At 70.9% G+C, this 13,238-nt stretch carries 12 protein-coding genes; 7 read left to right on the forward strand and 5 right to left on the reverse strand.

The window, feature by feature from the left end; genetic code table 11:
- Positions 1–20: 20 nt before the first annotated feature.
- The 3 genes from ACQPWZ_RS28290 to ACQPWZ_RS28300 all read right to left on the reverse strand — a co-directional run bounded on the left by ACQPWZ_RS28290 (position 21) and on the right by ACQPWZ_RS28300 (position 5,272).
- Entirely contained in the window at positions 21–824 is an 804-nt protein-coding gene (locus ACQPWZ_RS28290) for an AAA family ATPase (protein WP_433572703.1), read from the reverse strand.
- A complete protein-coding gene (locus tag ACQPWZ_RS28295) occupies positions 821–3,514 on the reverse strand; it encodes a SpoIIE family protein phosphatase (RefSeq protein WP_433572704.1) in 2,694 nt (897 codons plus the stop codon). The genes ACQPWZ_RS28290 and ACQPWZ_RS28295 overlap by 4 nt, the downstream gene beginning before the upstream one ends.
- 126 nt (positions 3,515–3,640) lie before the next feature.
- Positions 3,641–5,272 (reverse strand): FAD-dependent oxidoreductase, encoded by a 1,632-nt coding sequence (locus ACQPWZ_RS28300; protein WP_433572705.1) that lies wholly within the window; start codon positions 5,270–5,272, stop codon positions 3,641–3,643.
- A gap of 220 nt (positions 5,273–5,492) precedes the next feature.
- Between ACQPWZ_RS28300 and ACQPWZ_RS28305 the strand changes: the two genes are divergently transcribed.
- From ACQPWZ_RS28305 to ACQPWZ_RS28335, 7 genes are all read left to right on the forward strand, one after another.
- Positions 5,493–6,614: a SchA/CurD-like domain-containing protein gene (locus tag ACQPWZ_RS28305; protein ID WP_356702311.1), complete on the forward strand. Its 1,122-nt coding sequence runs from the start codon at positions 5,493–5,495 to the stop codon at positions 6,612–6,614.
- A gap of 75 nt (positions 6,615–6,689) precedes the next feature.
- Positions 6,690–7,127, forward strand: a complete 438-nt coding sequence (locus ACQPWZ_RS28310) for a cupin domain-containing protein (protein WP_313943431.1) — start codon at positions 6,690–6,692, stop codon at positions 7,125–7,127.
- Positions 7,124–8,392 carry a beta-ketoacyl-[acyl-carrier-protein] synthase family protein gene (locus ACQPWZ_RS28315; RefSeq protein ID WP_327679075.1) on the forward strand — a complete coding sequence of 423 codons (1,269 nt, stop codon included), beginning with the start codon at positions 7,124–7,126 and terminating at the stop codon, positions 8,390–8,392. Before ACQPWZ_RS28310 ends, ACQPWZ_RS28315 begins: the two co-directional genes overlap by 4 nt.
- Positions 8,389–9,648 carry a ketosynthase chain-length factor gene (locus tag ACQPWZ_RS28320; RefSeq protein ID WP_356702314.1) on the forward strand — a complete coding sequence of 420 codons (1,260 nt, stop codon included), beginning with the start codon at positions 8,389–8,391 and terminating at the stop codon, positions 9,646–9,648. Before ACQPWZ_RS28315 ends, ACQPWZ_RS28320 begins: the two co-directional genes overlap by 4 nt.
- Positions 9,649–9,662: 14 nt before the next feature.
- The gene (locus ACQPWZ_RS28325; RefSeq protein ID WP_340476092.1) at positions 9,663–9,920 is read left to right on the forward strand and encodes an acyl carrier protein; all 258 of its coding nucleotides are present in this window, start codon (positions 9,663–9,665) and stop codon (positions 9,918–9,920) included.
- A gap of 1 nt (position 9,921) precedes the next feature.
- Positions 9,922–10,401, forward strand: a complete 480-nt coding sequence (locus tag ACQPWZ_RS28330; protein ID WP_340476093.1) for an SRPBCC family protein — start codon at positions 9,922–9,924, stop codon at positions 10,399–10,401.
- A gap of 22 nt (positions 10,402–10,423) precedes the next feature.
- Positions 10,424–10,765: a TcmI family type II polyketide cyclase gene (locus ACQPWZ_RS28335; protein ID WP_313943426.1), complete on the forward strand. Its 342-nt coding sequence runs from the start codon at positions 10,424–10,426 to the stop codon at positions 10,763–10,765.
- 76 nt (positions 10,766–10,841) lie between these two features.
- Here ACQPWZ_RS28335 and ACQPWZ_RS28340 read toward each other — a convergent pair whose 3' ends face one another.
- Both ACQPWZ_RS28340 and ACQPWZ_RS28345 read right to left on the reverse strand, forming a co-directional pair.
- Positions 10,842–11,903 (reverse strand): methyltransferase, encoded by a 1,062-nt coding sequence (locus ACQPWZ_RS28340; protein ID WP_340476094.1) that lies wholly within the window; start codon positions 11,901–11,903, stop codon positions 10,842–10,844.
- Between the two features lie 78 nt (positions 11,904–11,981).
- Positions 11,982–13,046: a right-handed parallel beta-helix repeat-containing protein gene (locus tag ACQPWZ_RS28345; RefSeq protein ID WP_433572706.1), complete on the reverse strand. Its 1,065-nt coding sequence runs from the start codon at positions 13,044–13,046 to the stop codon at positions 11,982–11,984.
- Positions 13,047–13,238: the final 192 nt, after the last annotated feature.

A 13,238-nucleotide genomic window follows, 5' to 3' on the forward strand; every position in this document is an offset into this window, starting at 1 on the left:
GGCGTCGGTCTCCTCGGCCTCTATCCGTGTCCTGGCGCGAGCACCGGGCTCCGCGGAAACGCGGCGACCGCGAGCCGGACATCCTCCTCGCACCCGTCCGCACCGCACTCGCAGGCGAAGGCGAGGACTGTCGTCCGCGGATCTCCCGGTGCCCACGGCCGGGCGTAGAAGGCCAGGTACTGGGAGACGACAGCCCGGTTCGCATACCGCAGCAGCTCACCGCGCCCGGCCGCCGTCCGTGCCGCCGGGCCCTCGGCCAGTGCCGCCGCGAGATGTTTCCCGACCTCGGCAAGCGTGTCCTCGACGCTGCGGCTGCCGTCCACCATGACCGTCGCACCCCCGTACGCCTCCACCTCCTCGGCGATCTCGCGGACCAGGAACCGGTAGAGCTCCCTCTGGCCCCGCTCCAGACCGCGTTCGGCCAGCCGGGCCTCCTGCACCGCCGGCGTGGGCATCAGCCACACGGCGGCGGCTTCGGCGCCGGTGACCGAGGGCGTGACCGGGGTGCCCTCGGCGACGGTCAGCGGCGCGGGCGGCAGCGCCCGGAGATCGTCGAGGATCATGGGCCCGCGTTCGCGGTGCAGGGACATCGAGAACATCTCCGCCACCGGAGCCGACCAGCGCTCCTCACGCGACAGCGCCTCCCACCTCACCGCCCCCGGGTGGCCCGCCGCGAGCGCGCGGTCACGGTGCTCCCAGGTGTGCGCGTCGGCGTTGTACCAGCGCAGACCGTGCCGACGGGCGAGCAGCCTGGCCACCGTCGTCTTGCCGGCGCCGGGCGGGCCGCCGATCCACAGCACCCCGGCGCCCCCACCGCCCGTCACAGGTCCTCGGACGGCAACGGCTGCTCCGTCCAGATGACCTTGCCGTCCGGTGTGTACCGGGTGCCCCAGCGGTCGGCGAACTGGGCCACCAGGAACAGGCCGCGGCCCCCCTCGTCGGTGGTGGCGGCCTGGCGCAGATGTGGCGAGGTGCTGCTGTGGTCCGAGACCTCGCAGATCAGGCTGCGGTCCAGGATCAGCCGGACGTGGATCGGCCCGATGGCGTAGCGGATGGCATTGGTGACGAGCTCGCTGAGGATCAGCTCCGTCGTGAAGGCCTCCTCCTCCAGACCCCACTCCGCCAGCGTGCGTGCCACAGCCCCCCGGACCTCGCCGACCGCGGACGGGTCCGGCCGGACCTCCCAGTCCGCCACCTTCGCCGGGTCGAGTACGCGGGTGCGGCCCACCAGCAGCGCGATGTCGTCCCGCGGTCGCTCCGGGAGCAGGGCCCGGAGCACTGCCTCGCACGTCTCGTCGGGACTGCGGTCCGGATGCCCCGCGACGGTTCGGCGCAGCAGGGCCAGGCTCTCGTCGATGTCCCGCTCGCGGTCCTCGACGAGACCGTCCGTGTAGAGCACCAGACTGCTGTTCTCCGGCAGCTGGAGTTCGAGCGTCTCGAAGGGCAGCCCGCCGAGACCGAGGGGCGGGCCTCCGGGGACCTCCGCGAAGTCCGCGGTGCCGTTCGCGTGGAGCACCACCGGCTGGACGTGCCCGGCCCGCGCCATCGTGCAGCGGCCGGTGGACGGGTCGTAGATCGCGTAGAGGCAGGTCGCGCCGGTGACGCCCGCCTCGCCGCCCTCATTGCCGTCGGCGACCTCCTCCTGGTCGATCCGGGCGACCAGTTCGTCCAGATGCCACAGCAGCTCGTCGGGCGGCAGATCCAGGGTGGAGAAGTTGTGCACCGCCGTCCGGAGCCGGCCCATCGTGGCCGCCGCGTGGAGCCCGTGCCCCACGACGTCGCCGACGACGAGCGCCACCCGCGCACCCGGCAGCGGGATGATGTCGAACCAGTCGCCGCCCACTCCGCCGAGCCCGCCGAGGCCCGCCTGGGCGGGGCGGTAGCGGAAGGCGACATCCAGGGCGTTCTGCTCCGGCAGCCCGCGGGGGAGCAGACTGCGCTGGAGCGTCACCGCCATCGTGTGCTCGCGCGTGTACCGGCGGGCGTTGTCCACGCTCACCGCCGCCCGGGCGACCAGTTCCTCGGCGAGGGAGAGGTCCTCCTCCTCGAAGGCTTCCGGCCGCTTGGAGCGCCAGAACATCGCCACACCCAGGATCACCCCGCGAGCCCGCAGCGGCACCGCGATCATGGAGTGAAATCCGGAGTCGACCAGCTTCTGCGCCCGGACGGGCGACTGCTGCTGCCAGCCTCTGAGCGCGGCGAGATCCGGCTCCAGGACGGCTTCGCCCTTGCCGATCCCCGCGCCCATCGGGGTGGTCGGCAGAAAGCGGATGGCCGTGCCCAGCGGGTAGAGCGCCGTGTCCTGCCGCAGTCCGTGGAACGCCACACGGTGCATCTCCGCGCCGCCGCCGCTCGGCGTGGGCTCCTCGCCGCGCAGCACGGCGGACATCAGGTCGACGGTGGCGTAGTCGGCGAAGCGGCCCACGGCGAACTCCGCCAGCTCCTCGCAGGTGCGCACCACGTCCAGCGTGGTGCCGATCTCCGTACCGGCGTCGTACAGCAGCTTCAGCCGCGCCTGGGCCACGTCCGCCCGGCCGCTGAGCGCCTGGAGCTCGGTGGTGTCGCGGATCGTCGCCACACTGCCGGGCGGTCCGCCGTCCGCGTCGGTCGAGCGCTGGTTCACGGCGAGCAGCCGGTCCCCGACCAGATGCACCTCGTCACTGGCGATGCGTCCCGAGGTCAGCAGCTCCGCGGTGCGGGGGTCCAGTCCCAGCTCGGCGACCGGCCGGCCCTCCACGTCCGCCGGAAGACTCAGCAGCCGCCGCGCCTCGTCGTTGGCGAGCAGCAGCCGCCCCTCGCCGTCGACGATGAGCACGCCTTCGCGTACGGCGTGCAGGACGGCGTCGTGGTGCTCGTACATCCGGGTCATCTCGGTGGGCCCGAGGCCGTGCGTCTGCCGTCGCAGCCGTCTGCTGACCAGGGCCGTGCCACCGGTGGTCAGCAGCAGCACCACTCCCGCGGCGCCCAGCAGCAGCGGGAACTGGTCCTCCACGACACCGCTGACATGGTCGATCGTGATGCCCGCCGACACCATGCCGATGACCGCCCCGTTGGCCCCCCGCACCGGCACCACTGCCTGGACGAGTGGCCCGATGGTCCCGGTGATCTTCTCGGTGACCACTTTGCCGGCCCGGGCCGGGGCCAGGTTGCCGACGAACTGCTTGCCGATCCGGTCGGGGAGCGGATGGGTGTAGCGGATGCCCTGGGTACTGAGCACGACGATGAAGTCGACGCCGGAACGTTTACGCGCCTCCTCGGCGCGCGGCTGGAGAATTGCTGTGGGGTCCGGACTCTCCAGCGCAGCCTCGATACCGGGCGAGTGCGCGAACGTCTCGGCCACCGCCACCGAACGGTTGCGTGCCTCGCGCTCACTGTCCGACCGGGACTGCAGGACGAGCGCGCCCATGCCTGCGGCGACGAGCAACACCACGATCGCCACCTGCAGGAGAAAGACCTGACCTGCGAGGGTTCTCATCCGGAGAACCGAGCGCCGGCGGCCGTAGCGTGCGGCCATGTCCTATTTCTACACCTCCCGCATACGGTGGGCTATCCGCGCACCGTAGAGCGCAACGGCCGCACGCGCGACGCGTTTGCCCAGATGCGTCGCGCGTGCCGGACCAGCTGTCTGCCGGGGAAGTACTCAGCCCAGGCTCAGAACCTCCGTGAGCACCTTCCGCAGCGTCGCCTCGGGATCGGCCGCCGCACCCGGCGAACGCCACGCCACGAAGCCGTCGGGACGGACGAGCACCGCGCCCTCGGGGGTGGTGCCGTGCCGCTCGGCCCAGTCCTCCCCGTCCTCCGGGGCGAGGTCGGCGGCGGGCCCGCCGCCGATCGCGTAGGCCTCCAGAGGTAGGGACAGTCCCGCCGCGGCCTTGCGGGCGCCTTCGCGCCACGGTGAGTTCTCGGCGCACAGCAGCACGAGCGACTGCTCGTACAGGTCCACCGTCGACACACGGCCGTTCTGTCCGGTGACCCAGATGTGCGGGGCCCGGGTGCCGGGGTCCCCCGAGAGCTGCATGCGCTCGGGCACCACGGCCAGCGAGGGGTCGACCCCGACGACCGCGCCCGAGCGGTAGCCGTAGCCCATCGCCACCATCAGCACACCGCCCTGCCGGCCGCCGCCCGAGGTGGGCGACGGTGCGTAGCCGGGGTGGCTGTGCTCCGCCGAGCGGGCCGAGGCGCGCTCGCTGGTGACCCGCGCGACCGGCAGCCGCTCCATGCCGTAGGTGTCGAGCAGCCCCGGCCCGGCCCAGCCCTTCAGTACCGCCGCCAGCTTCCAGGCGATGTTGTGGGCGTCCTGGATACCGGTGTTGGAGCCGAACGCCCCGGTCGGGGACATCTCGTGGGCGGAGTCGCCGGCGAGGAAGACCCGGCCGTCCGAGTAGCGTTCCGCGACCCGTTCGGCCGCGTGCCACGGCGCCTTGCCGGTGATCTCGACATCGAGGTCCTCGGCCCCGACCGCCCGGCGGATGTGGTCGGCGCACCGCTCGTCGGTGAAGTCGTCGAGGGTCTCACCGTCCTCGGGGTGCCACGGAGCGTGGAAGACCCAGCGGTCGACGTTGTTCACCGGCAGCAGGGCCCCGTCCGCGCCGGGCTTGGTCAGGTAGCAGACGATGAAGCGCCGGTCGCCGACGACGTCGGCGAGCTGCCGGGAGTTGAAGGTGACGCTGACGTTGTGGAACAGCTCGCCGTTGCCGGTCTGGCCGATGCCCAGCTGTTCCCGGACGGGGCTGCGCGGCCCGTCGGCGGCGACGAGGTAGTCGGCGCGCACGGTCCTGTGCTCGCCGGTCGTACGGTCCTTGACGATCGCGCTGACACCCTTGGCGTCCTGCTCGAAGGAGAGCATCTCGTTCGAGTACAGCATCTGCGCCCCGAGCCTTCGCGAATGCTCGGAGAGCACCGGCTCGATGTCGTTCTGGCTGCACAGGCACCAGCCGGCGGGACTGATCCGCGCCAGCCGGCCGCCCGGGTCGATCTCCTTGAACAGCCAAGCGGAGTCATTGCCCGTCAGGGACCCGCCCTGAAGGATTCCGTGGTTCTCGGCAAGGACGGCCGCAGCCTCGCGGATGTCCTGTTCCACTCCGCAGACGCGGAACAGCTCCATTGTGCGGACGTTCATTCCTCGTCCGCGGGGGTGGGTGGATGTGCCCGAGTGCTTCTCGACAAGCAGATGCCCGATGCCATGACGGCTCAGGAACATCGAGGTGGCCAGGCCCACCAGGGACCCGCCGACGATCAGTACCGGCACGCGGTGATCGGCGTTCTCTTCCATGGGAACTAGATGCCCGGCGCGACAGGGGTTCCCTCGCCCATTCACCCGCATGGTGCTCAGCTCTCGCGCCGGACGTGGGACCGGACCACGATCGGTTGCGGGAGCGCCCCCGGGCCATGTGGGGCGATCGTTGCGGATCCGCAGGGCTCGACCGTGCGGATTCCACCGACAACTGACGACGGGCCATGTCTGGCACGGTCGCGAAGGAGTGTGAACAAGGATGACAACCTTGTCGGAACGGATATCGCAGTCCGCCTTCGACGGCTCCAGGCTTCGGGTGATTTTGCTGCTGGACCTCCACGACGGGGCGCAGAAGCAGTTCCTCGAGGCGTACGAGCACATGCGGAACCAGGTCGCCTCCGTACCGGGGCACATCAACGACCAGCTCTGCCAGTCGATCGAGAACCCGTCGCAGTGGCTCATCACGAGCGAGTGGGAGAGTGCACCGCCCTTCCTCGCGTGGGTCAACAGCGAGGAGCACGTGGAGACGGTCCAGCCGCTGCACAGCTGCGTACGGGACACGCGTTCGCTGCGCTTCAGTGTGCTGCGGGAGACCGGAGCGCCGTTCACCGAGTCCTTCGCGCCCAGCAAGGGCGGCCTCCAGGCGGCTCCTCGCGTCGGCGACGGAGTGGTCCGGCACGCGCTGACCTTCACGGTCAAGCCGGGCACCGAGGAGAAGGTCGCCAAGATCCTTGCCGGTTACACCTCGCCGTCGGCTCGCGTCGACGACGACACCCGGCTGCGCCGCACCTCGCTCTTCATGCACGGCAACCGCGTCGTCAGGGCGATCGAGGTGCAGGGCGACCTGATGGCCGCGCTGCGGCACGTGGCACGGCAGCCCGAGGTGCGGGCCGTCGAGGACGCCATCAACCCGTACCTGGAGCAGGACCGGGATCTCGACGACCCCAACTCCGCGCGGCTCTTCTTCACCCGTGCCGCACTGCCCGCCGTGCACCATGTCTCGGGCGACGGAGTGGACACCGACGAGGTCAACCGGCACGCGCTGTTCTACCAGGCCAAGGAGGGCTGCGGGATGGCCCTGGCCCGGATGCTCGCCAAGCAGGACGAGGCGGCGGCCGACAGCCCCGGGAACCCCATCGCCGGCAGCACGGTCTTCCAGCGCGACGACATCGTTGTCCGCCTGGTGGACGTCGTCGGGCCGCTGGACGGGCACCCCGCCATGGCACTCGGCGTCGCAGGTGACCGCAAGGCCGCCTGCCTCGCCAAGCTCCTCGCCGACGGCGACGAGGGTGTGCCGACCACCGACGCGGAGATCTCGCGCTTCCTCGCGCGCTCCGACATGCAGCTCATCACCGACCGGAGCGCGCCGCCCGAGTCCTGACGACGTCCTGACCCCGCGCCCGGCGAAGCGGCCAGCGGGCCGAACCACCGGGACCCTGCATCTGGAGGAAGCAGCATGACCACGCACAGCCCACGCATCGTGGACCTCAGCGAGACCCAGCCCAACACCCGGCGAGGCGGTGACCTGCGCGCCGTGCTCACGCCGACGGCCGTGGGAGCGACCAGCGGGTTCATGGGCCTGGCGATCGTGCCGCCCGGTGAGTCCATCGCCGAGCACTACCACCCGTACTCGGAGGAGTTCGTGTACGTGGTGAAGGGGCTCCTGGAGGTGGACCTGGACGGCGAGACGCACTCCATGAGTCCCGACCAGGGCCTCATGATCCCGCTGAACGTGCGGCACCGGTTCCGCAACGTCGGCAACGAGGAGGCCCGTATGGTCTTCCACCTCGGCCCGCTCGCGCCGCGCCCCGAACTCGGGCACGTCGACACCGAGCATGTCGAGGAGGCTGCCGAGCAGGGCAGGCCGCCGGAACGGACTGGGGCCGTTTCGTGAACCGGCGGGTGGCGGTCACCGGGGTCGGCATCGTCGCCCCCGGCGGTGTCGGCGCCCCGGCGTTCTGGGACCTGCTCGCGAGCGGACGTACGGCCACGCGGGGTATCACCCTCTTCAACCCCGAGGGCTTCCGCTCGCGTATCGCCGCCGAGGTCGACTTCGACCCCGCGCGGCACGGTCTCGAAGCCGAGCTGGTGGCGCGCTCGGACCGGTACATCCAGTTCGCGCTGGTGGCCGCCCGGGAAGCCGTACAGGACTCCGGTCTCGACCCCGAGAACGAGGACCCCTGGCGGATCGGGGTGTCGCTCGGCACCGCGGTCGGCGGCACCACGCGCCTCGAGCACGACTACGTCGCCGTCAGCAGTTCGGGCGCGCGCTGGGACGTGGACCACCGCCCGGCGGGACCGCACCTCGAGCGCGCGTTCTCGCCGAGCACCCTCGCCTCGGCGGTCGCCGAACAGATCGGCGCCCACGGTCCGGTGCAGACCGTCTCGACGGGCTGCACCTCCGGACTCGACGCGATCGGCTACGCGTTCCACGCGATCGAGGACGGACGGATGGACGTGTGCATAGCCGGCGCGTCGGACTCGCCCATATCCCCGATCACCGTGGCGTGCTTCGACGCGATCAAGGCGACATCGGCGAACAACGACGACCCGGAGCACGCCTCCCGGCCGTTCGACGCCGACCGTGACGGGTTCGTCATGGGCGAGGGCGGAGCGGTACTCGTCCTCGAGGAGCTGGAGCACGCCCGCGCCCGTGGCGCGACCGTGTACTGCGAGATCGGTGGCTACGCGACCTTCGGCAACGCGTACCACATGACCGGACTGACGCCCGAGGGCCTGGAGATGGCCCGCGCCATCGACACCGCCCTCGGCCATGCCCGGATCAACAGCTCCGCGATCGACTACGTCAACGCGCACGGGTCGGGAACCAAGCAGAACGACCGCCACGAGACCGCGGCGGTGAAACGTTCCCTCGGCGACCACGCCTACAAGACGCCCATGAGCTCCATCAAATCCATGGTGGGTCACTCGCTGGGTGCCATCGGCGCCATCGAACTCGTCGCGTGCGTCCTGGCGATGGACCGGCAGGTGGTCCCGCCGACGGCCAACTACCAGACCCCCGACCCCGAGTGCGACCTGGACTACGTGCCGCGCACCGCCCGCTCCCGGAAGCTGCGCAGCGTGCTCTCCGTCGGCAGTGGGTTCGGCGGGTTCCAGTCGGCGGTCGTCATGACCCGACCCAGTGGGAGGTCAGGATGAGCACCCGCAGCGACCGGCGCACGGTTGTCACCGGGATCGGTGTCATAGCCCCCAACGGGGTCGGTACCGATGTCTTCTGGAAGGCGACGCAGGAGGGCATCAGCGTCCTCGACCGGGTCACCCGGGAGGGATGCGGCGATCTGCCGCTGCGCGTCGCCGGCGAAGTGCGCGGACTGGATCCGGCCACCATGATCGAGGGGCGTTACCTCGTCCAGACCGACCGGTTCACGCACTTCGCGATGGCGGCCGCCGATCTCGCCCTCGAGGACGCGCGGCTCGGCCGCGCCGACTACGAGGACGAGCCCTACGACGTCGGTGTCGTCACCGCCGCCGGGTCGGGCGGCGGCGAGTTCGGCCAGCGGGAGCTCCAGCGGCTGTGGGGCCAGGGCTCCCGCTATGTCGGGCCGTACCAGTCCATCGCCTGGTTCTACGCCGCCAGCACCGGCCAGATATCCATCCGCGGGGGCTTCAAGGGCCCCTGCGGTGTGGTGGCCAGTGACGAGGCGGGCGGCCTGGACGCCTTCGCCCATGCCGCGGGCGCTGTCGCCCGCGGCACGAACGCGGTGGTCGTCGGCTCCGCCGAGGCCCCGCTCGCGCCCTACTCGGTCGTCTGCCAGCTCGGCTACCAGGACCTGAGCACCAGCGACGACCCGGCCCGGGCCTACCGGCCCTTCACCTCGGAGGCCTGCGGCTTCGTCCCCGCCGAGGGCGGGGCGATGCTCGTCGTCGAGGAGGAGTCGGCGGCGCTGCGCCGCGGTGTGCAGCCGCGCGCATACGTGGCCGGGCACGGGGCCACCTTCACCGGTCCTTCCCGGTGGAAGGAGTCCCGGGAAGGACTGGCCATGTCGATCCGTGGCGCACTCGAGCAGGCCGGCTGCGCCCCGGAGGAGATCGACGTGGTCTTCGCCGACGCGCTCGGTGTGCCCGAGGCCGACCGTGCCGAGGCGCTGGCTATCGCCGACGCCCTGGGCGCGCACGGCCGCCGGGTCCCGGTGACCGCGCCCAAGACCGGGATCGGCCGGGCGTACTGCGGCGGGCCCGTGCTCGACGTGGCCACGGCGGTCCTCGCGATGGAGCACGGCGTCGTGCCGCCCACCCCGGGTGTCTTCGACGTGTGCCACGACATCGACGTCGTGACGGGCAAGGCCCGCAAGGCACCGCTGCGTACGGCCCTCGTCCTGAGCCGCGGGCTGATGGGCTCGAACGCGGCCCTGGTGGTGCGCGGTGCGGCCGATCGCCCTCGTGACAACTCGTGACAAGGAGAACTGCCATGTCAGACGTACTGACCATCGAAGAGCTCGCCGCCCTGATGAAGAAGGGCGCCGGCCTCACCGTGGATCCCGCCGACCTCGCCGGCCGGAGCGAAACCCGCTTCGACGAGTTCGGCCTCGACTCGCTCGGTCTGCTCGGCATCGTCGGCGAGCTGGAGAACCGCCACGGCCGTCCCCTCCCGCCCGACGCCGACCGGTGCAAGACCCCGCGGGAGTTCCTCGACCTCGTCAACGCCAACCTCATGAGCGGAGCCTGAAGTGTCCGGACACACCGAGAACGAGATCGTCGTCGCAGCGCCGCTGGATCTCGTCTGGGACATGACCAACGACCTGGAGAACTGGCCGCAGCTGTTCAGCGAGTACGCCTCCGTCGACGTCATCGAGCGCCAGGGCGACACCACGACGTTCCGGCTGACCATGCACCCGGACGAGAACGGGACGGTCTGGAGCTGGGTCTCCGAGCGCACCCCGAACCGTGCGGCGCGCACGGTCGAGGCCCGTCGCGTCGAGACCGGCCCCTTCGAGCACATGAACATCCACTGGGAGTACTCCGAGGTCGCCGGTGGCACGCGGATGCTGTGGCGCCAGGACTTCGCCATGAAGCCCGACGCGCCCGTCGACGACGAGTGGATGACCGACAACATCAACCGCAACTCGAAGGTCCAGATGGCGCTCATCAAGGACAAGATCGAGCAGCGCGACCGGGAGAGCCGCGGCGCCGCGGTTCCCTCCAACTGACCCGGAAGGAAGGACACAGCGGATGAACTCCCCGCACCAGGCGCTGATCGTGGCCCGCATGGCGCCCGAGTCGGCACCCGACATCGCCGAGCTGTTCGCGGCGTCCGACGGCGGCGAACTGCCGCACCTCGTCGGAGTCACCCGGCGCAGTCTGTTCCAGTTCGGCGATGTGTACATGCATCTGATCGAGTCGGACCGCCCTCCGGGACCGGCGATCGCCCAGGTGACCGAGCACCCGGCGTTCAAGGACATCAGCGACCGGCTGACGGCCTTCGTCAGCCCCTACGACCCGCAGACCTGGCGGAGTCCGAAGGACGCGATGGCCCGTCAGTTCTACCGGTGGGAACGCGACAGCACCGCGTGAGACCGCGACGACGCCCCGGCTCCTCCTGATCGGAGGACCCGGGGCGTCGGCGTGCTGCGGGGGTGGTGGGACCGACTCACCCGGGCACGACGGACTCGAACGCGTGGAGGTAGGCGTTGACCGGACGGACCTCACCGACCACCAGGCCCGCCTGCGTCATCCGGTCCGTCATCGACTTCTGGGTGTGCTTCGCGCCGCCCACGTTCAGCAGCAGAAGCAGATCCATGGCGGTCGTGAACTTCATCGACGGGGTGTCGTCGACCAGGTTCTCGATCACCACGACCCGCGCTCCGGGCCGGGCCGCCTCGACGACGTTCCGCAGGGCGCTGCGGGTGCTCTCGTCGTCCCACTCCAGGATGTTCTTGATGACGTACAGGTCGACGTCGACCGGCATCTCGCGGCGGCAGTCGCCGGCCACGATGGTGACCCGGCCCGCGAGGTGACCGCCGTCCCGCAGCCGCGGGTCCGCCTTCGCCACGACGCCCGGCAGGTCGAACAGGGTGCCCTTCACCGTCGGGTGCTTCTCCAGCAGGCTGGCCAGCACATGGCCCTGACCGCCGCCGATGTCGGCCACGGTCCTGACGCCCTTGAGGTCGAGCAGGTCGGCGACGTCCTGCGCCGACTGCACGCTGGACGTGGTCATCGCGCGGTTGAACACGTGCGCCGACTCACGGGCGTCGTCGTGGAGGTACTCGAAGAACCCCTTGCCGTACAGGTCCTGGAAGACGCTCTCGCCGGAGCGCACGGCCTGGTCGAGGCGCGGCCAGGCGTCCCAGGTCCACGGCTCGGTGCACCACAGGGAGATGTAGCGCAGGCTGTTCGGGTCGTCCTCGCGCAGCATCCGGGACATGGGCGTGTGGGCGAACGTGCCGTCCTCGGTCTCCACGAAGATCCCGTAGCAGGACAGCGCACGCAGCAGCCGGCGCAGGGGCTGCGGCTCGGTGGTCACCTTGACGGCGAGCGCCTCGGCGGTGGTGGGCGTCTCGTCGAGAGCGTCCGCCACGCCGAGCCGGGCCGCCGCGCGGACGGCCGCGGACACCGCCGCGCCGAAGACGAGCTCACGCAGGCGCATGGCCGGGGGAGGGGCGGCGACGTCGTCCACGACGGGCTGGACAGGTCTGGGGCTTACGGTGGTCATGCGGCCTCGAATCGTCTGAGGGTCCGCGCTCCGGCGGACCCGGTGAAACGGGGGTTGGGGCTGATCGCGGTCACGGGCTCAGCACATCCCCGCGGGTACGGACGTCTTGCAGCGGTTGCCGCTGAACTTGTTGGTCGCGCCGCCGGTGGCGTTGGCGAGGTCGGCCTTGCCGTTGCCCGTCACCCGGTTGTTCTCGATGACGTTGTCGGTGTTGGCCGCCCCCACGAAGCTCTGGAACAGGACGATGCCGCCGGACAGGGGCGAAGTGCCCACGTTGTCGGTCACCTTGTTGTGGCGGACGACAGTGGCCTCGGAGCCGGTGAGCACGATGCCGGAGCCCTGGAGGAAGGGCAGCCGGGCCGTGGCCGGACAGTGCTTGTTGTTCTTGCTGACGACGTTGCGTGCGATCGTCATCGCGCCGGCCGCCGGCTTCGACTCGTCACCCACGACGAAGATGCCGGCGCAGTTGGCGGTGATCTCGTTGCGGAGTACGGAGAGGTTCCGGACCCGCCGCACGGTGATGCCGATGCGGTTGTCCGACAGCCGGTTGCCGGCGACCACCGCACCGCCGATGTCGGTGGCGCCGCCCTCCCTGTCGATGGTGTTCGCCAGGAAGATCCCGGCGTCACCGTTGGAGCGGGCGGTGTTCTCGCGGAACACGCCCCGGGTGGAGCGCTCCTGGGCGAGACCCCAGGTGCCGTTCTTCTCCGCGGTCACCTTCCGGACCGAGAGCCTGTCGGTACGGGTGGCCCACAGACCGTTCTTCGCGAAGCCGCTCAGCGTCAGAGAGCGGACGGCGACATTCTTCACGGGCTTGCTGTCCGTGCCCCGTACGCAGATGCCGCTGCCGATCTGCGCGCAGGCGTTGGCGGCCCGTGTACCGGCCGCGGCGGGCCGGATGACGGTGGCCGGGCCGGCGCCCCGCAGGGTCAGACCGGACGTGGTGACAAGGACGCTCTCGCGATAGGTGCCGGGTGCGACGAAAATCGTGTCGCCCGGCTTCGCCGCGTCCACTGCTGCCTGGATCGATTCGCCCGGATGGACCGCGCGCATGGTCGCTCCGGACGAGGGGGCGGCGGCGCCCAGTCCCGAGACCATGACGACTGCGGTGCATGCGAGGCACCTGAACTGTCGTTTCGTCATGAGCCGAAGCTATGGGTGATCATTCGGGCCCGCCACACGGAGTGAGCGGATGGATACACCGCGTGCGGCGACCGGGTGTTTTCCGCCCCGCGCCGGTACGACGGAGAAAAACCCGTGGCGCCGGACGGGCGGGCCGGGCTAACGTGACGGCGTTCTCGCGGTGGCCCACTGTCGCCGCGTCAGGCCGAGCAT

It is taken from the genome of Streptomyces sp. CA-251247 (assembly GCF_050952975.1).
In the GTDB taxonomy this organism is placed as follows: Bacteria; Actinomycetota; Actinomycetes; order Streptomycetales; family Streptomycetaceae; genus Streptomyces; species Streptomyces achmelvichensis.

Coding starts and splice junctions, on each gene's coding strand:
- ACQPWZ_RS28335 (WP_313943426.1), top strand. CDS start 10,424: ATGAACTCCCCGCACCAGGCGCTGATCGTGGCCCGCATGGCGCCCGAG.
- ACQPWZ_RS28340 (WP_340476094.1), bottom strand. CDS start 11,903: ATGACCACCGTAAGCCCCAGACCTGTCCAGCCCGTCGTGGACGACGTC.
- ACQPWZ_RS28295 (WP_433572704.1), bottom strand. CDS start 3,514: ATGGCCGCACGCTACGGCCGCCGGCGCTCGGTTCTCCGGATGAGAACC.
- ACQPWZ_RS28320 (WP_356702314.1), top strand. CDS start 8,389: ATGAGCACCCGCAGCGACCGGCGCACGGTTGTCACCGGGATCGGTGTC.
- ACQPWZ_RS28345 (WP_433572706.1), bottom strand. CDS start 13,046: ATGACGAAACGACAGTTCAGGTGCCTCGCATGCACCGCAGTCGTCATG.
- ACQPWZ_RS28310 (WP_313943431.1), top strand. CDS start 6,690: ATGACCACGCACAGCCCACGCATCGTGGACCTCAGCGAGACCCAGCCC.
- ACQPWZ_RS28325 (WP_340476092.1), top strand. CDS start 9,663: ATGTCAGACGTACTGACCATCGAAGAGCTCGCCGCCCTGATGAAGAAG.
- ACQPWZ_RS28300 (WP_433572705.1), bottom strand. CDS start 5,272: ATGGAAGAGAACGCCGATCACCGCGTGCCGGTACTGATCGTCGGCGGG.
- ACQPWZ_RS28305 (WP_356702311.1), top strand. CDS start 5,493: ATGACAACCTTGTCGGAACGGATATCGCAGTCCGCCTTCGACGGCTCC.